This window comes from Stenotrophomonas sp. 96582_Sma (assembly GCF_056480905.1).
In genome coordinates, this window is record NZ_CM151122.1 from 4998308 (window position 1) to 5016103 (window position 17796).

Below are 17796 nucleotides of genomic sequence, written 5' to 3' on the forward strand. Positions count from 1 at the left end.
TATTGCGGCGCAGTCGAGCATGGCTCGACTCTACAGGGGCGCATCGCGCCCGTTTCAGAACAACGTGCCCTGCACCATGGGCTGTTCAATGCGCGCCGGCTCTTCGGCCACCGCTTCCGCACCCAGTCGCCAGGCCAGACCACCCAATCGGCTGGCGTGGCGTTTCAATGCGGCCTGCAGCACATCGGCGCTGCCGGCCACATGCAGCACCTGGCGGGCGCGGGTCAGGCCGGTGTAGACCAGTTCGCGCGACAGCACGCGGCTGTCCTGGCGCGGCAGCTGCAACCACACTTCGTCGAACTCCGAACCCTGCGCCTTGTGCACGGTCATCGCGAAGGCGCTTTCATGCGCGGGCAGTGCGGCCGGGTGGAAGGCGCGCGGCTGGTCGACGCTGTCGCCGGGGAACCAGGCCACCATCGCGCCGCTGCCATCACGCAGGCAGATGCCGATATCGCCGTTGAACAGGCGATGCCGGTAGCTGTTCTCGGTGACCAGCAGCAGGCGACCCTGGAAGTAGCCGGGGGTGTTGCCGGCCAGCAGCTGTTCGATGCGGCTGTTGAGCCCGCGTGCGCCCTGCGGGCCTTCGCGCAAGGCGGTCAGCACACGCAGGCGCCCGGCCTGCTGCAGGGCAAGCACTGGATCAGCCGCGTCGGCCAGTGCGCGCCAGTGGCCCAGCAGGTGCTCGCGCTGGCCACGCAGCGGATCGGCCTCGCCTTCGTGGAAATGCACGCCGGCCAGTTCACCGCTGCGCAGCAGCTGCAATGCTGTGCTGCTGTCGCCCTCGCGCACGGCGTGGGCCAGCGGTGCCAGATCCAGCGCATCGCTCTGCCGGTAGCCGCGCTGCAGCTGCACGCGGCGCCCGGCGAAGGCGCGTGGTGCGGCCTGCGGCTGCAAGATGGCCGGCGCCAGAAGACCATGCAGTGCCTGCGCGTCATCAGCGCGGGTACCGATGCCATCACCGCTGGCACGCAGGATCGCGCTGAGCACGTCGCCGGCCTCGACCGAGGGCAACTGATCGGGATCGCCGAGCAGGATCAACCGGGTGCCGCTGGCGATCGCGTCGACCAGCTTGGCCATCATCGGCAGATCGATCATCGAGGCTTCGTCGACCACCACCACATCCACCGGCAGCGGATTGTCGGCATGGTGGCGGAAGCGCGGTGAATCGGGAATCACGCCGAGCAGGCGATGCAGGGTGGTGCCGGTACTGGGCAGCGCCGCGCACAACGCCGGGTCCAGTCCTTGTTCCTGCAGCCGTTGCACGGCGACGCGAAGGCTCTCGGCCATGCGCTCGGCGGCACGCCCGGTGGGCGCGGCCAGCGCCACCTCGGGCAGTGGCTGGCCGGCGTGCCGGGCCTGCGCGGCCAGCAGCAGCAACAGGCGCGCGATGGTGGTGGTCTTGCCGGTGCCGGGGCCGCCGGTGACCAGCGCCAGCGGATGGCGCAGGGTCACGCCGGCGGCGCGTGCCTGATGATCTTCGCCGCCCAGTGCCTGCGGGAACAGCTGCGCGAACAAAGGCGCCAACGCTGCCATGTCCGGCGCCGGCAGCGGATGCCGGCCGATGCGCTGCAGCCCAGCCGCCAGCTGACGCTCGTACTCGCGATAGCGGCGCAGGTAGAGCAGGCCGTTCTCCAACACCAGCGGCGCATCCTCGGCGATGGCGTCGGCCTGCTCCGGCGTCGCGACCCACGGCGATGCGCACAGCTGCTCCAGCCAGTCCTGCGCGGCAGGCCACTCGGGTACGCCTTCCAGCAACCGCTGCGGTTGCGCCGGATCGAACGCAGCATGGCCTTGCGATACCGCCAGCGACGCAAGCGCAGCCGCCAGCGCCACGCTCTCGGGCGTGTCGTCGCGCAGCCGCTGCAGGCTGGTCGCCAGTGCATGGTCGAGGGTGCGCAGCAGGCCCTTCTGGTGCAGTTCCTTCAGCAGGCTCATGCACTGGCTCCGCGGGCACGCGCAGCCAGTTCGGCCTGGGCCTGTTCGCCACCGGCGAACAACGCATCCAGGGCATCCACCAGCGCCAACGGGAAGCGGTCCACATGCACACCGTTGCCGGCGGCATCCAGGCCGCGGCAGAACAGATAGCGGATGCCGCCCATGTCGCGCTCGTAGTCGTAGGCCGCACCCAGGCGGAAACGCAGCCAGCGATGCAGGGCCACGGTGTAGATCAGCGCCTGCAGGTCGTACTCGCTGTGCCGCATGGCAATGGCCAGCAGGTCCGGGCTGTAACCAGGCAGGCGGTTGGACTTGTAGTCGAGCACGTACCAGCGCCCATCGCGCACATAGGTCAGGTCGATCATGCCGGTCATCAGCCCTTCCAACCGGCGGCGCTGGCCGAAGCCGCGTCGCGTGCTGGAAACACCGTGCGCATGCAGCACCTGCAGCAGCGCCGGCACCGTGGTCGGCTCGATGGCGAAATGGAAGTCGATTTCCGCGCGACGCTCGCCTTCACCCAGGCTGTGTAGCGCACCGCCTTCGGGCAGCGGCACGGTGAGCGTGTGGCCGACCAGCGGCACCAGTACGGACACGCCATCATCCAGATCGACGTCAGCATATCCTTCGTCGTGCAGTGCCTTGCGCAATACCTCGGCCTGTCCCTCAGGGGCTTGCAGACCTGGCTGCCAATCACCCCATGCGGCGAAGTCGACGTTCTCCATCGCTTCGTGCAGCACGTTGCCGAAGCGACTGCCCATGAAGCGCGGGTCGACCGGTGTGCTGTCTTCGGCCGCCGCGGCGGGTTCCGGCAACGCCGGTTCCAGTGGCAGTTCCGGGCCAGCGGGTTCGTCGGCAGCGGGCGCCGGCAGCTCGGTGGCGGCGGCTTCGATATCACTGCCCGCGCCGGCATCGGCGTGGGCCAGCTGGGTGAAGCTGTACACCCACCAGTCGTGCGGGACGCGCCGGGTCAGGGCACGCACCGCCGGAAGGTCACCTTCCACTTCGGCCGCCAGCTGCGGCAGCGCGGCCGCTGCCTCACTGTCATCGATGTGCACATCGGCGTGCGCGCGCAGCGCCTGCAGGTCACCCAGCAGCGGCGCCAGCCGCGTCTTGCCGAGCCCGGCCAGATCACCCACGGCGATCCACAGCGCATGCTCGGCACGGGTCAGTCCCACATACAGCAGGCGCGCATCCTCGGCCCGCTGCTCGCGCTCACGTTGGTTGCTGGCCGCTTCCCAGGCCTCGTCCTTGTCCAGCTTCCAGTGCAGCTGGCGCTGGCCACCGACGTGCACCGTGCAGTGCGAGGCGGTGTTCGGTGCGCCGCCGTCGATGCCGACGAAGGGCAGGAACACCAGCGGATACTCCAGGCCCTTGCTCTTGTGCAGGGTGATGATCTGTACCCGGCGCGCATCCGATTCCAGGCGCAGCAGCTGTTGCTCGTCATCCTGATCGGCGCTGGCCATCTGCCCCTGCAGCCAGTCCAGCAGACCGTGCATGCCCAGCGCCTGCGCCGAGGCTTCCTGCAGCAGTTCGCCCAGCTGCAGGTAATTGGTCAGGCGGCGCTCGCCGTCGATCAGCGCCAGCAGGCGTTCGCCCTGTGCGGCACAGACATCGGCGATCACCGCGAACGGTCCGCCGCGCTGCCAGCGCTCGCGCCAGTTCAGCAGCTGTGCCTGGAACTCGCGTTGCAGGTCGCCCTCGCGCTCCATCGCCGCGATCGCGCTGGCGCGTTGACCGAGCAGGACAGTGGCCAACGCTGCACGCAGGCGGCCTTCGTCAGCCGGTTGCAGCAGCGCCAGCAGCAGCGCACGAAGATCGCGCGCTTCAGCGGTGGCGAACAGGCTCTGCTTGCCGGCTGCCACCGCGGGAATGCCGACCGCCGCCAGCGCGCGCTGCACCAGCGTGGCCTCGCGATGCGAGCGCACCAGCACCGCGATATCACCGGGTTGAACCGGGCGCCCACGCAGCACGGCATTGCCCGCACGCGCCTCGACCAGGATCTGGTGAATCGCAGCCACGCAGGCCTGGGTCGCGGCATCACGCGAGGCGTCCGCACTCATCGCCTTGTCACCGCCACTGCGCAGCACGCGCAGGGTGAGTGCCGTGGCGGCATGGCCATCACGCTGGTAGTCCTCGTCGATGCGCACGCCACCGGGCCGCACCGGCTCGAACTGGATGTCGCGTTCGAGGAAGGCGTCTTCGCCACCGTTGTCGTACAGCGCCTGCAACGCACGCAGCACAGCCGGTCGCGAGCGGAAGTTCTGGTCCAGCACCGGCGCCTGCTGTGCCACCTGCTTGGCCTTCAGGTAGGTGTGGATATCACCGCCGCGGAAGCCGTAGATCGCCTGCTTGGGGTCGCCGATCAGGAACAGCGCCGGTGGCAGGCCGAGTTCACGCACCTCCGGCGAATCGCCGAACACGGTGTGGAAGATGCCCCACTGGCGATCGTCGGTGTCCTGGAACTCATCGACCAGCGCGATGCGGTACTGCGCACGCAGTTGTTTCACCAGCGTCAACCGTTGCGGGCCTTCCAGTGCCAACGCCACGCCATCGATCAGGTCGTCGTAGGTCTGTACCCGGCGCGTGCGCTTCAGCGCCTGCAGGCGTTGCATGGCTTCGCCGCGAAGCGCGTGCAGGAAATTCAATGCAGTGGCACGCAACCAGGCATCGCGTTCGGCCAGCAGCGCTACATAGCGCGCCAACGGTTCCTGCAATAGCGACGACGGCGTGCGGTCGAGGAATTTCTTGTTGGTCTTGTCGGCCAGCACATCCGGCAGCAGCGCCGGCAGGCGCTCGCTGGCCAGCAGCTCGCGCGGGTCGCCGCGCTCAGCCCAGGCCAGCAGCTGTCGGCCCAGCGGGTGCAGCCAGCCCAGCTTGTAGGACACGCCGTTGATCCACTTGTTGTCGACGGCATCGCAGAGGTCGATGAAGAACTGCTCGCCATGTTCGCGCACGCTTGCGGACAGTGCCTCGGCCGCGCTCTGCAGCGCCGGGTGTGGATCAGCCAGCGTCACCGGCTGTGGCAACGGGTGCAGTGGCGGCGTTCCCAGCAGCGCGCGCAGATCGGCCGCCAGCGCGTCCGGGTTGGACCACAGCCAGGTCAGCGGCTCCAGCGTGGCCGGGTCATTGGCATGCACCCGCCACAGATCAGCGGCCAGCTCCTCCAGCAGTTCACGATCGCTGGCCAGCAGTTCCGGCGGATCAAAGGTGTGGCCGCTTTCCAGCGCATGCTCGCGCAGCACGCGGGTGCAGAAGCCGTGGATGGTGAAGATGGACGCCAGGTCGATTTCGTCGGCAGCCACCTGCAGGCGGCGCTTCAGTGCAGCGGCGCTCTCGGAGCCGCCCTGCAGATGACGCTGCAGCACGTCGCGGGTCAATCTCGCGTCGGGTGCTTCACCCTCGGCCGGTTCCAGATCGACCAGGCGCGCGGCCAGCGCCAGGCGCTCGCGGATGCGTTTGCGCAGTTCCTGGGTGGCCGCATCGGTGAAGGTCACCGCCAGGATCTGGCCGATACGCAGGCCCTGCTCCACCACCAGTCGGGTGAACAACGTGGCCAGGGTGAAGGTCTTGCCGGTGCCTGCGCTGGCTTCAATCAGGCGAATGCCGTCCAGCGGCAGGGCCAGGTAGGGATCGCCCGCCATACGCTGGGTTTCCTTGTCTTCGATGGCGGTGTTCATGCGTTGCCCTCCTGGCGTGCTTCGGTACCGAGAGTGCGGCCTTCGCGCACCGCGCTGAAGACCACCTGGCTGTTGCGCAGCAGCTCGGCATAGCTGGCATCGGTGGCAAACGGGTCGGCACCGCGCAGCAGCAGCTGCCAGGCGTCGCTGCTGGATTCACCCCAGCTGCGGTCGCTGCCATGCCACTGCTTCCAGCCTTCGCTGCGCTGTTTTTCTGCTGGCGCGTTGTACAGCACCCAGCCGGTATACGGGGCAAAGCGCAGCGGCTCACGCAGGCCGCGCTCGCGCAATTGCAGCAGCGCACGCAGCGCGGTGCGTGCAGCGGGGGCGCTCAGTGCTGGCAGCACATGCGGGCCGGGCCCGGCGTCACCGCCATCGTGGAACTGCACCAGCGGCAACGCATCGCCGGCGGCGTTGGCCAGCAGCCAGTCCAGGCCCTGGCGGATCACTGCATTGCCATTGAGGGTACCGGCGCGCAGGCGCACCAAGCCCTCGGGATGCCGATCGGCCACGCGGCCATGCAGGCGCACGCCGTCGATGTCCACTTCGTAGCGACGGCTTTCCAGCGGTTCGCCCTGCATCCAGCCCAGCAACGCACTGGCATACGGGCGCGTCTTCAACTGCTCCCCCTCGAACTGGCGCTCGCCCAATGGGCCGGACGGCAGCAGGCCGCGCGCGCGCAGCCGCGGGTACAACGGCTCGGTATCGCCGCTGAGCGTGGCACGCACCACCGCCGCCTGCACGCTGCGCTTTTCCGGGCCGCGCGATGACAGCACCAGCGGTTCCAGGTCATCGACCTCCTCGATATCGTCGGCCAGGCGCAGGCCCAGCGACTGCGCGAGGAACTGCCCGGCCGGATCGCACAGGAAACGGCGCAGGGTATCGAGTGCGACGTCGTCCTCCACCGCATCGTCGAGCGGCGGTGGCAGCGGTGCGTCGAACCACGGCTGCAGTCCACCGCGCTGGCCAGTGAGGCGACCGGCCGCCGGATGCCACTGGCGGCGATAGCTGAAGCGACGCGGATCGCCATCACCAAACGCCGCCGGTGAGAACGGCTGCAGTGCGTGGCGCACGGTGAAGTCGCGGACCGCCGCAGGCGGATCGAGGTGATACGCAGCGGCGGCATCGATCAGTTCACTGACCAGCACCGACGGCTCGCGCACGCTGCCATCGCGCGGATCGGCACCGAGGTAGCTGAGGTAGAACACCTCCTGCGCGGCGGCGAACAGCTGCAGGAACAGGAAACGGTCGTCTTCGCGGGTGGAGCGGTCGCCCGGTCGGCGGCGCGGCGTGTCCAGTTCGGCGGTGAGCTGGTTGAGACCGGCCGCCGGGTCACGGCGCGGGAAATCGCCATCATTGAGGCCCAGCACGCAGATCACCCGGAATGGCAGCAGTCGCATCGGCACCATGCGGCCGAAACTGATGCCACCGGTCAGCAGCGGTGCGCGCGTATCGGCCTCGCCCAGCGCGCCGGCGAAGTGCGCACGTACCACCTCCGGCGGCACGCCTTCCGCGAAGCCGGCCTTGGCAGCATCCTCGGCGAACTGGTTGAGCAGCTTGCGCAGGCGCTCCAGGGCACGCTGGCTGTTGGGTGAACTCGGCGCGGTGGGCAGCAGTGCATCCAGCAACGACAGCAGGCGCTGTCGCCATTGCGCCGGGGTCAGCAGCTCGCCGAGGCGACGCTGGTAGATCGCCAGCACGCGCAGCAGGCGCAGCAGCCGGTCCAGCGCGTCCAGCGCGCCGCCTTCCAGTTCGATCCACGGTGCGACACCCGCCAGGTCGGCCTCGCTGCCGGTGGCATGGCCGAGCACCAGGCGATCCAGCGCGAACTGCCAGGTGTAGGCGTCGTCGGCCGGCGCCTGGTGCTGGTGGCGGTGCTTCGCATCCAGGCCCCAGCGTGCACCGGCCTGCTGCAGCCAGCCATGCAGGCGGTCGAAGTCCACCGCTTCCAGCCCGGCCGCTTCGGCCAGCGGCGCGCTGGCCAGCAGGTCCAGCACTTCATTCAGGCCAAAGCGCGAGACCGGCAGGCCCAGCAGGTGCACGAACACATCAGCCAGCGGTTCACCGGCCAGCGGGCTGCTGTCGGCCAGCGCATAGGGGATGTGCTCCTCCTCGCCACCACGGCCGCCGAACACCGCTTCCAGGTACGGCACGTAGGGATCGATGTCCGGCGCCAGCACCGCGATCTCGCGCGCCTGCAGCGGCGGATCGAAGCGCGGGTCCTGCAGCAGGCTGCGCAGCTGGTCGTGCAGCACCTGCAACTCGCGCAGGCGGGTATGGCAGGCGTGTACCTGCAGGCTGGGGTCGTCGCTGCGAAGCCCGTCACGCAGCTCACCCGAGGGCAGTGCGCGGCGGTGGAACAGATCGCGCTGCAGGCGATGCAGCAGGCTGTCGGACAGGCCGCCTTCGTCCAGGGTCGGCCGGGTGTCGTCCTCCGGATCGGAATAGGCGGCGATTTCGCCGGCCGGATGCACCACCTCGTAACTGCCCAGCACCGCCATGAAGTCGCGCCCGGCCGCGCCCCAGGCTTCCAGCAGACGGTTCTCGCCGGCTGCTTCGCCGAAGGGATCGGGCGCGCCGCTGCGCAGGCGCTCGGCCAGGGTCTGCAGATCGCCCCAGTACGACTGCACCGGGGTGGGCATATAGAAGTGCAGCTCGCCAACACGTGCCTGGGTGGCCATCACCCGCAGCACGTCGGGCGAGATGTTGAGCGTCGCAAACGCGGACATGCGCAGCGGCAAGCCCTGCGGCAGCGGCTTACCGGCACCCTCGAAGCGGTCCAGGTACTCCTGGATGCGGCGCGCGCGATAGTCGTGGCCGTGGGTGATGGTGCGCCACAGGATCGCCTGCGGATCGGCTGGATCGGCACCGGCCGCCCAGCGCAGCAGCCAGTCGCGGCGCCACGCCTGGTACTTCTCGAACACCGAGGCCAGCTCGCCAGCCAGCGCCCACGGCTTCAATGCGTCATCGCCGGCAAGATAGGACTGCAGCGCGCGCATCGGTGGCTGCGCCAGCAACGCCGGGTCGCGCAGGGCCTGGTACAGCTTCCAATGCAGGCCGGCCGCGTCCAGGTCGTCCTGCTCGCCGCTGACGTTGGCCTTCAGCGCGCGCGCCACGAACTCACCCGGGGTGAGGAATTCGAGGTTCGCAGCCACACCGAACTCGGCGGCCAGTGTCGCTTGCAGCCAACGCCGCATCGCTACCTGCGGGATCAGCACCACTTCCGGTGCCAGCAGCGGCTGGCCAGGAACGGGCGCACGCACATTGCGCGCCAGCAGTGCGGCCAGCACGTCCAGGGAGTTGGAATGGTAGAGGCGGAAATCGCTGCCTGGGTCACTCATCATGCACAGTGTGCAGGACAGCAGGCAGTATTCAATGGTTGGGCCGCCAGCGGTACGGATTGTTCCGGGACGCCAGCCGATTGTCCCGGCCTCCGCCGAGGCTTGTCGTGCAACAATACTGCACCGTCCAGTCTGCTTATGTTCAGCCGACGGGCCCGATCCTTCGATGTCTAAAAAACGTTAATGGTGCCCATGTCGGCTTCCACCTCCAGTCTGGTGCAGTTATCCAACGTCCGCATCGACCGGAGCGGACGCACGATCCTGCGCGACGTGTCGCTGCAGGTGCCCAAGGGCAGCATCACCGCCGTTCTGGGTCCGTCCGGCAGCGGCAAGTCGACCCTGCTGGCGGCGCTGACCGGCGAACTGCGCCCGGTCGCCGGCGAGGTCACCCTGTTCGGCAAGCCGATTCCGCATGACAGCGGCGCGCTGCTGGAAATGCGCAAGAGCGTGGGCGTGCTGCTGCAGGGCAACGGCCTGCTGACCGACCTGACCGTGGCGGAAAACGTGGCGCTGCCGCTGCGTACGCACACCCGCCTGCCGACCGCCGTGCTGCGCCGGCTGGTGCAGATGAAGCTGCATGCGGTGGGCCTGCTGGCCGCCGCCGATGCCTGGCCGCGCGAGCTGTCAGGTGGCATGGCGCGCCGCGTGGCGCTGGCCCGTGCACTGGCGCTGGACCCGCCGCTGATGATCTACGACGAGCCGCTGACCGGGCTGGACCCGATCGCCTCGGGGGTGATCATGAGCCTGATCCAGCGCCTCAACCACAGCCTGGGCCTGACCAGCATCATCGTCAGCCACCACGTGCACGAGACCCTGCCGATCTGCGACCAGGTGATCGCGATCGCCAATGGCGGCATCGTGTTCCAGGGCACGCCCGAGGCACTGCAGTCCAGCCAGGACCCGCTGCTGCGGCAGTTCCTGCACGGCCAGCCCGATGGCCCCATCCCGTTCGATGCCGCGCCGCGCGCGAGGGTCGCCTGATGCCGTTCGTTCAAGCCACCCGCTCGCTGGGTCGTGCCGGCCTGTTCTCGCTGACCGTGCTGCGCGGTTCGCTGCCGACCCGTGATTTCCTGGCCGAGTTGACCCGCGAGATCTACAAGATCGGTGCGCGCTCGCTGCCGATCATCGCCGTCGGCGGTGCCTTCGTCGGCCTGGTGCTGACCCTGCAGGGCTACCGCACGCTGACCACCTTCGGTGCGGCCGACGCACTGTCGACCCTGCTCGGGCTTTCGCTGTACCGCGAGCTGGCACCGGTGCTGACCGCGCTGCTGTTCATTGGCCGCGCTGGCAGCTCGATCGCCGCCGAGCTAGGCCTGATGCGTGCCACCGACCAGATCAAGGCGCTGGAGCTGATGGCGATCGACCCGGTGGCCAAGGCGGTGGCGCCGCGCTTCTGGGCGGCGGTGCTGACCGTGCCGCTGCTGACCGGCATCTTCTGTTCGCTTGCAATCAGTGCCAGCTACTTCGAAGCGGTGCACGTGCTGGGCCTGGACAATGGCGTGTTCTGGTCGGCGCTGCGCAACAGCGTGGACTTCTGGGACGACTTCGGCGTGGCAATGCTGAAGTCGGCGATCTTCGGCGGCACTGCCGCGCTGGTTGCCGCCTATGTGGGTTTCCACGCCGAGCCGACCATTGAAGGCACTTCGGTGGCGACCACCCGTGCGGTGGTCAACGCTTCACTGCTGGTGCTGATGTTCAACTTCGTGCTGTCGGCAATGTTGTTCACCTAACCCCTCCACCGGCGGTGCGCAGGCGCGCGCGGCCACAACGACTCGATCAGGTAATCCACATGGCCATCCGCGGTCCCAGACTCGAATTTTCCGTCGGCGCCTTCCTGCTGCTGGCCCTGGCCTCGCTGATGGTGCTGGCCGTGGCCTCGACCAACCAGCGCTGGAGCTGGGGCAGCGAAGGCTACGACCTGAAGGCACGCTTCTCCCAGGTCGGCCAGCTGCGCAAGCAGGCACCGGTGAAGATCGGCGGCGTCACTGTCGGCCAGGTCGCTTCGATCGACCTGGACCCGGTGAAGTTCGAATCGATCGTCACCCTGCGCATGGACAGCAAGGTCAAGGACCTGCCGGCGGACACCTCGGCCGGCATCTTCACCAGCGGTTTGCTCGGCGAGAGCTATATCGGTCTGCAGCCGGGCGGTGATCCGGACGTGCTGAAGGCCGGTGACGAGATCGTCTTCACCCAGCCGGCGGTGGACCTGATCCAGCTGGTCGGCAAGTACATGTTCAGTGGCGGTGCCGGTGGCGGCGCTGCTCAGAAGCCCAACGATGGCGCGCAGGCGCCTGCAACGGAACCGCAACCATGAAGATGAAACTGATCCCGGCCCTGCTCGCCTCGGCGCTGCTGGCGGCCACCCCGTTCCTGGCCCAGGCCCAGGCCGCTGCGCCTGCCACTGCCGCAACGCAAAGCCAGGCCGGCAAGGTGGTGATCGATGCCAGCAGCCGCATCCTGTCCACGCTGCAGCAGCGCAAGAGCGAGTTCACCAGCAACCCGGCCAGCCTGCGCAGCTACATCGACAGCGAGCTGACCCGCACCTTCGACCGCGACTACGCCGCGCGCCTGGTGCTGGGCCCGCACGCCCGCGGCGCCTCCGACGCCGACATCAAGCTGTTCGCCGATGCCATGGCCGACAGCCTGATGCAGCGCTACGGCTCCACCCTGCTCAACATCCAGGGCAAGCCGAGCTTCCGCCTGAAGGGTGAAAGCCCGCTGCCGGGCAATCGTGGCGTGCGCGTGAGCACCGAACTGGTGCGCGCCGGCAACGAACCGACCCCGGTCGAGTACTGGATGCGCAACGTGAACGGCCAGTGGAAGATCTTCGACGTCAACATCGAAGGCATTTCCTACGTGCAGACCTTCCGCAACCAGTTCGACACCCCGCTGCGCCAGAAGGGCATCAAGCAGGTGGCCAACGAACTGCACAGCGGCAGCATGCAGGCCGGGCCCGCGGGCAATGGCAAGTAACGCACTGGCGCTGCTGGAAGGCGACACCCTGCGCCTGCGCGGGGTGCTCGACCGTGCCGCGGTGATCGCGCTGTGGCCGCAGCTGCAGGCCCTGCCGGCAAAGCTGTCACGGCTGGAGCTGGGTGAGGTCGAACGCGTGGACAGCGCCGGCCTGGCGCTGCTGGCCGAGCTGGCCGCACGTGCGCGCAAGAGCGGTCACCCGCTGGCAGTCTCCGGCGCGCCGGCCGGCTACAACGAGCTGAGCGCAGCCTACCGGCTGTCGCCCGACCTGGATTTCAACGCTACTTCTGCTGCGAGCTGACATGAACGTCGTACGCACTTTCCCCCTGATCGTCCTGGCCACCGCCCTGACCGCCTGCGCCGGCAAGCCCGCACGCAGCGATGCGCCCGCAGCCAGCACCGTGGTCCCGGCCAGCACCATCGCCGAGGCCTCTGCCCCCACCGCCGATACCGCTACGGTCGATGCCGCACCGGCAACAGCCGTGGTTGCCGCACCTGCGCCGGCCACGCCGCCATCCGCACCGGCCCGCAGCGCCGACACCGATGCGGCCAGGGCCGCGGCGGCGACCGCCCCCGGTGGTGACGACGACTTCGATGCCCTCTACGGCGGTGCCGGCAACACTGGCAGCGCGGCAGCCTACGATCCGTGGGAACCGTTCAACCGCAAGGTGCACACGTTCAACAACGCGGTTGACCGTGGCATCGCCCGCCCGCTGGCCACGGCCTACACCCACGTGGTGCCGCGCTTCGCCCGCACCGGCGTCAGCAACTTCTTCAGCAACCTGCGCGCACCGGTGACCATCACCAACCAGCTGCTGCAGGGCCGCGGTGCAGATGCGTGGGACAGCCTCGGCCGCTTCCTGATGAACAGCACGCTGGGTATCGGCGGCCTGTTCGATCCGGCCAGCAAGGCGATGGTGCCGCGTCGCAATGAGGACTTCGGGCAGACCCTGGGTGCCTGGGGCTGGCGTCGTTCGCGTTACGTGGAACTGCCGTTCTTCGGCCCTCGCACCGTGCGCGATGTGTTCGGCCTGGCCGGTGACATTCCGCTGTCGCCGATCCGCCGCATCGAAGAGGACAAGATCCGCATCGGCCTGCAGGGCATGCAGCTGGTCGATACCCGCGCGCAGCTGCTGGCGATCGACGACCTGCGTGACACCGCCGTGGACGAGTACTCGCTGGTACGCGATGCGTGGATGCAGCGCCGCAACTACCAGATCGAGAACGATCTGCGCAGCAAGCGCGACCGTGGCCATGACGATGCCAATTCGCCGATCCCGGTCGATGCGATGCCGATGCCGCAGTGGACGCACTGAGTCCGGCCTGCAGCGCATGAAAAACCCCGCCTCGGCGGGGTTTTTCTTTTCCGGTAGGTGCCAACCTTGGTTGGCACGCTTTCCTCAGGCTGCCAGCGCTGCCTCGATGGCCTCGCGCAGGCGCGCGTCATCGGCAGCCACGTCCGGGGCGAAACGCGCGATGACCTTGCCGTCGCGGCCAACCAGGAACTTCTCGAAGTTCCACAGCACCGCCGGTGCTGCGTGGATCGGGATCTCCTTGCTGGCCAGGCGCTCACGCAGCGGGCCTTCGCCGATCGACTGCGGCTGGGCGGCGGTCAGCTGCTGGTACAGCGGATGGGTATCGTCACCGGCCACGCTGATCTTGGAGAACATCGGGAAGCTGACGTCGTAGGTGAGCTGGCAGAACTGCTGGATCTCCGCCTCGCTGCCCGGCTCCTGGCCGAGGAAGTTGTTGGCGGGGAAGCCCAGTACTTCCAGACCCTGCGCGTGCTTTTCCGCATACAGCGCCTGCAGGCCTTCGTACTGCGGGGTCAGGCCGCACTTGGAGGCGACGTTGACCAGCAGCAGTACCTTGCCCTGGTAGTCGGCAAGCGAGGACGGCTGGCCGTCGATGGTGGTGAGGGAAATGTCCTGGATCGGGGTGCTCACGCGGGGGCTCCGGCAACAGCGGGGAATGGCCCACCAGCATAGCGCCGCGCGATGGCGGTAGTGCCGGCCGCTGGCCGGCAGTCGTGCGACCGTTCGCAAGGGTTCATGCGGTTGCCGGCCAGCGGCCGGCACTACGATCAGTCCACGCAGATCGTGCCCTGCGCCTTGCCGTCATCAATGCGCTGGCGGCAGCCGAAGTTCTGGCGCACATCGCGCTGGCAGGTACCGGTAGCGGCGCTGCCAGCGGCCACCTCGGGACCGGCCAGGCACTGGCCCGTGCAGTCGCTTTTGCGGCTGCAGGCCTTGCCGGCATCGGCATAGGGAATCACGCACTGCTCGCGCTGCAGCCGGCCGAGCCGCTGCAGGCTGCCGCCGGCGGCCTGGCAGTCGACGTCGCGCGCTTCGCGATACGCCTCGGCCGCTTCAGGGCTGGTGGCTGCGGCAGGTGCCGCGGTCGTATCGGCAGCCGGTGGTGCGCTGCTGCAGGCGGCAAGCAGCGCGGTCAGGACAAGGCTGGTGAAGCGGCGCAGGCGCATGACGATACCTGATCGAGGCGGACAGGCCGCCAGCATACGCATCGGCGATGCAGGCGGCGTGTCAGCGTGGCTCAGGCCTCGTCGCCGTCACTGCCTTCCTCTGCTGGCAGCGCGTCCGGCAGCAACTGGCGGCTCTGCTCAACCGGCAGCGACTCGACATCCCTCAGCTTGCGGGCGATCGCGCGGGTGCGCACCCCGGTCTGGTCGATCTGCTTGCTGGCCTGGTCCAGCTTGGCCTTCACGTTGTCCAGCACATCGCCGAACTTGCCGAACTCGGTCTTCACCGCCCCCAGCAGGCTCCACACCTCGCTGGACCGCTTCTCGATGGCCAGCGTGCGGAAGCCCATCTGCAGGCTGTTGAGCAGTGCGGTGATCGTGGTCGGCCCGGCGACCACCACGCGGTGGTCGCGCTGCAGCAGATCGACCAGGCCGGGGCGCCGGATCACCTCGGCATACAGGCCTTCGGTAGGCAGGAACATCACCGCGAAGTCGGTGGTGTGCGGCGGCACGATGTACTTCTCGCAGATCGACTTGGCCTGCACCTTCACCGCACGCTCCAGCTGCGCACCCTGCACGCGTACGAGTTCGGCATCACCCTGCTCCTGTGCGTCCAGCAGGCGCTCGTAGTCTTCGCGTGGGAACTTGGAGTCGATCGGCAGCCACACCGGCGTGTCATCGCTGCTGCGGCCCGGCAGGCGCACGGCGATGTCGACCATTTCGCCACTATCCGGGCGTACCTTCACCCCGCGCGCGTACTGCTCCTGGATCAGGGTCTGCTCGAGAATGTTCTCCAGCTGTACTTCACCCCAGCTGCCGCGCGTCTTGACGTTGGTCAGCACGCGCTTGAGGTCACCCACGCCGGTGGCCAGCTGCTGCATCTCGCCGAGGCCGCGCTGCACCTGCTCCAGGCGCTCCGAGACCAGTTTGAAGGACTGGCCAAGGCGTGTTTCCAGGGTGGACTGCAACTTCTCATCCACCGTCACGCGCATCTGTTCCAGCTTCTGCGCATTGTCGCTCTGCAGCGCGCGCAGCTGCTCTTCCAGCGTCGTGCGCATCTCGGCGATGCGCTGCTCGTTGCGCTGGGTCAGTTCCTGCAGGCGCAGGCCAAGGCTTTCAGTCAGGCGCTGCTGCGACTGCGCGCCCTCCTCGCGGCCCTTGCGTGCATCGTCCACCAGGGTCTGCCGCAGCGCGCCGAGCTGGGTATCGGTACGCCCGGTGAGCTCCTGCAGCTGCTGGCCAAACGCATGGATGCGGGCTTCCTGCTGCTGGCCGAAGGTCTCCAGCTGGCCGCGCAGCTCCTGCAGCCGCTGTCCCATCAACGCCGCGCCGCGCTGCTGGCTCTCGGCCGCTTCGGCGCGCGCCTTGCGGGCATCTTCGCCCAGCGCTTCGCGCAGCAGGTCGAGGCGCTGGTCGGTGCGGGTGGACAGATCGGTCAGCGCGCGGGCGAAGCCATCGAGCTGTTCGCGCAGCTCGCTGCGCCCGGCCCGCGCCTCCTCGCGCACCGCCTGTTCCAGGCGGTCATGCGGCGGGCGGCGCAGCAGGGCGACCAGCTGCAGGATGAGCACGGCCAATAGAAGGCCGCCAATGAGCAGATATTCGGTTTGCATGGGGCAAGTGTAGGCTGGCCGAGTCTCAACTGCTGCGTCAGGACCATGGTCGTCCTCTACGGAAAGCCCACCTCCATCAATGTGCGTAAAGTGCTGTGGCTGTGCGCGGGGCTGGATCTGCCCCTGCACCACGAACCGGCCCCCTCGCCGGACCTGCTGGCCACGCTGAACCCCAACCGGCAGGTGCCGGTGCTGCGTGATGGCGACTTCGTGCTGTGGGAATCCAACAGCATCTGCCGCTACCTGGCCGCACGCGCCGGTCGCGAGGATCTGCTGCCACATGCAGCAAAGGACCGGGCCCGGGTGGAGCAGTGGATGGACTGGCAGGCCAGCGACCTCAACAGCGCATGGCGCCATGTGTTCATGGCGCGCGTGCGCCAGCATCCGGACTATCCGGATGACGCCCGTGCCGAGGCCAGCCTGGCGCAGTGGAACCGACTGATGGGCGTCCTTGATGCACAGCTGGCCACTACCGACGGCTACGTGGCGGGCAACACCTTCACTCTGGCCGACATCGTGCTCGGGCTGTCGACCCAACGCTGGTGCAGCACGCCGGGCAGCAAGCCGGTACTGGCACACGTAGATGCCTGGTTCGAACGCCTACGCCAGCAGCCCGGTTTCGCCGAGTACGTCGACAACGGTGTGGCCTGAGCAGTGGCTTCCGCAGCTGTTGGCAGGTGTCGACCTTGGTCGACACGGCTGATCCACGCCATGCGTGGATGAAACGCTGTAGAGCCGGGCGCAGGCTCGGCTCCACAGGAAAAACCGGGCCTTACCAGCCTTCCAGCACGATCTTGCCCTTGGCGCGGTGGCTCTCCAGCAGCGCGTGGGCACGCCGCAGGTTGGCCGCGTCGATGCGCCCGAAATGCTCGCCCAGGGTGGTCTGCAGCACGCCTGTGTCGATCAGCTCGGCCACCCGGTTCAACAGGTCATGCTGGCGCTGCATGTCGGCGGTCTTGTACAGCGGCCGGGTGAACATCGACTCCCAGTGCAGTGACAACGCCTTGCGCTTGAGCGCCATCACGTCCACCTGGCCGGGATCATCGATCAGCCCAAGCTGGCCCTGCGGCGCCAGCAGTTCCACGATCTGCGCGTAGTGCTGGTCGGAGTGGGTCAGGCTGGCCACGTGCTGTACCTCGCTGATGCCGAGCCGCGCCAGGCCCTCGGCCAGCGGCAGGCTGTGGTCGATCACATGGTGTGCACCCATTGCGTACGCCCAGTCCTGGGTATCCGGACGCGAGGCGGTGCCGATCACCGTCAGTTTCGTCAGCTTCCGCGCCAGCTGCACCAGGATCGAACCGACACCGCCGGCAGCGCCGATCACCAGCAGGGTCTGGCCTTCGCCGCCACCCTCGGGAATTCTCAGGCGGTCGAACAACAGCTCCCAGGCGGTGATCGCGGTCAGTGGCAGCGCCGCGGCGGCGGCGTCATCCAGACTGGCCGGCTTGCGGCCGACGCTGCGTTCGTCCACCAGCTGGTACTCGGCATTGCTGCCCGGGCGGTCGATGACGCCGGCGTAGTAGACCGCATCGCCAGGCTGGAACAGGGTCACCTCGCTGCCCACCGCGTCGACGATGCCGACCGCATCCCAGCCCAGCACGCGTGGGCCATCGGTGGCCACGGCGCGACGGACCTTGGTGTCGACCGGGTTCACCGCCACCGCACGTACCGCCACGCGCAGGTCACGCGGGCCGGGCAGCGGCAGCTCCAGTTCGATGTCGATCAGGGCCTGGGCATCATCGATCGGCAGGCCGGCTTGGGTGTAGGCAATGGCGCGCATG

The 17796-nt window shown here is 68.4% G+C and carries 14 protein-coding genes; 7 read left to right on the top strand and 7 right to left on the bottom strand.

Going from position 1 to position 17796, the window contains the following annotated elements; genetic code table 11:
• Positions 1-54: 54 nt before the first annotated feature.
• The 3 genes from recD to recC are packed head-to-tail and all read right to left on the bottom strand — an operon-like array spanning position 55 to position 8956.
• The gene (gene recD / locus ACZK2R_RS23375; RefSeq protein ID WP_180837995.1) at positions 55-1935 is read right to left on the bottom strand and encodes an exodeoxyribonuclease V subunit alpha; all 1881 of its coding nucleotides are present in this window, start codon (positions 1933-1935) and stop codon (positions 55-57) included.
• The gene (gene recB / locus ACZK2R_RS23380; protein WP_180837994.1) at positions 1932-5612 is read right to left on the bottom strand and encodes an exodeoxyribonuclease V subunit beta; all 3681 of its coding nucleotides are present in this window, start codon (positions 5610-5612) and stop codon (positions 1932-1934) included. Before recB ends, recD begins: the two co-directional genes overlap by 4 nt.
• Positions 5609-8956, bottom strand: coding sequence for an exodeoxyribonuclease V subunit gamma (recC, locus tag ACZK2R_RS23385; protein ID WP_180837993.1), 3348 nt, complete (start codon positions 8954-8956; stop codon positions 5609-5611). The genes recB and recC overlap by 4 nt, the downstream gene beginning before the upstream one ends.
• 189 nt (positions 8957-9145) lie before the next feature.
• Here recC and ACZK2R_RS23390 point away from each other — a divergent pair, with 189 nt between their 5' ends.
• The 6 genes from ACZK2R_RS23390 to ACZK2R_RS23415 are packed head-to-tail and all read left to right on the top strand — an operon-like array spanning position 9146 to position 13242.
• Positions 9146-9934 (top strand): ABC transporter ATP-binding protein, encoded by a 789-nt coding sequence (locus ACZK2R_RS23390; protein ID WP_010487485.1) that lies wholly within the window; start codon positions 9146-9148, stop codon positions 9932-9934.
• Positions 9934-10683, top strand: coding sequence for an MlaE family lipid ABC transporter permease subunit (locus ACZK2R_RS23395; protein ID WP_005414955.1), 750 nt, complete (start codon positions 9934-9936; stop codon positions 10681-10683). Before ACZK2R_RS23390 ends, ACZK2R_RS23395 begins: the two co-directional genes overlap by 1 nt.
• Before the next feature lie 59 nt (positions 10684-10742).
• A complete protein-coding gene (mlaD, locus tag ACZK2R_RS23400) occupies positions 10743-11267 on the top strand; it encodes an outer membrane lipid asymmetry maintenance protein MlaD (RefSeq protein WP_010487482.1) in 525 nt (174 codons plus the stop codon).
• Positions 11264-11926, top strand: a complete 663-nt coding sequence (locus tag ACZK2R_RS23405) for an MlaC/ttg2D family ABC transporter substrate-binding protein (protein ID WP_180837992.1) — start codon at positions 11264-11266, stop codon at positions 11924-11926. The genes mlaD and ACZK2R_RS23405 overlap by 4 nt, the downstream gene beginning before the upstream one ends.
• A complete protein-coding gene (locus ACZK2R_RS23410) occupies positions 11916-12227 on the top strand; it encodes an STAS domain-containing protein (RefSeq protein ID WP_032128488.1) in 312 nt (103 codons plus the stop codon). Before ACZK2R_RS23405 ends, ACZK2R_RS23410 begins: the two co-directional genes overlap by 11 nt.
• 1 nt (position 12228) lies before the next feature.
• Entirely contained in the window at positions 12229-13242 is a 1014-nt protein-coding gene (locus tag ACZK2R_RS23415) for an MlaA family lipoprotein (protein ID WP_032128489.1), read from the top strand.
• Positions 13243-13326: 84 nt separating this feature from the next.
• On the opposite strand, the gene ACZK2R_RS23420 is transcribed toward ACZK2R_RS23415, so the two are convergent.
• The 3 genes from ACZK2R_RS23420 to ACZK2R_RS23430 all read right to left on the bottom strand — a co-directional run bounded on the left by ACZK2R_RS23420 (position 13327) and on the right by ACZK2R_RS23430 (position 16015).
• Positions 13327-13872: a glutathione peroxidase gene (locus tag ACZK2R_RS23420; RefSeq protein WP_010487473.1), complete on the bottom strand. Its 546-nt coding sequence runs from the start codon at positions 13870-13872 to the stop codon at positions 13327-13329.
• A gap of 137 nt (positions 13873-14009) precedes the next feature.
• Positions 14010-14408 (bottom strand): hypothetical protein, encoded by a 399-nt coding sequence (locus ACZK2R_RS23425; protein WP_071228677.1) that lies wholly within the window; start codon positions 14406-14408, stop codon positions 14010-14012.
• A 71-nt stretch (positions 14409-14479) separates the two neighbouring features.
• A complete protein-coding gene (locus ACZK2R_RS23430; RefSeq protein WP_049400349.1) occupies positions 14480-16015 on the bottom strand; it encodes a DNA recombination protein RmuC in 1536 nt (511 codons plus the stop codon).
• A gap of 45 nt (positions 16016-16060) precedes the next feature.
• Here ACZK2R_RS23430 and ACZK2R_RS23435 point away from each other — a divergent pair, with 45 nt between their 5' ends.
• Positions 16061-16666, top strand: a complete 606-nt coding sequence (locus tag ACZK2R_RS23435; protein ID WP_071228676.1) for a glutathione S-transferase family protein — start codon at positions 16061-16063, stop codon at positions 16664-16666.
• A gap of 121 nt (positions 16667-16787) precedes the next feature.
• Here ACZK2R_RS23435 and ACZK2R_RS23440 read toward each other — a convergent pair whose 3' ends face one another.
• Positions 16788-17795, bottom strand: coding sequence for a zinc-binding alcohol dehydrogenase family protein (locus ACZK2R_RS23440; protein ID WP_125892575.1), 1008 nt, complete (start codon positions 17793-17795; stop codon positions 16788-16790).
• Position 17796: the final 1 nt, after the last annotated feature.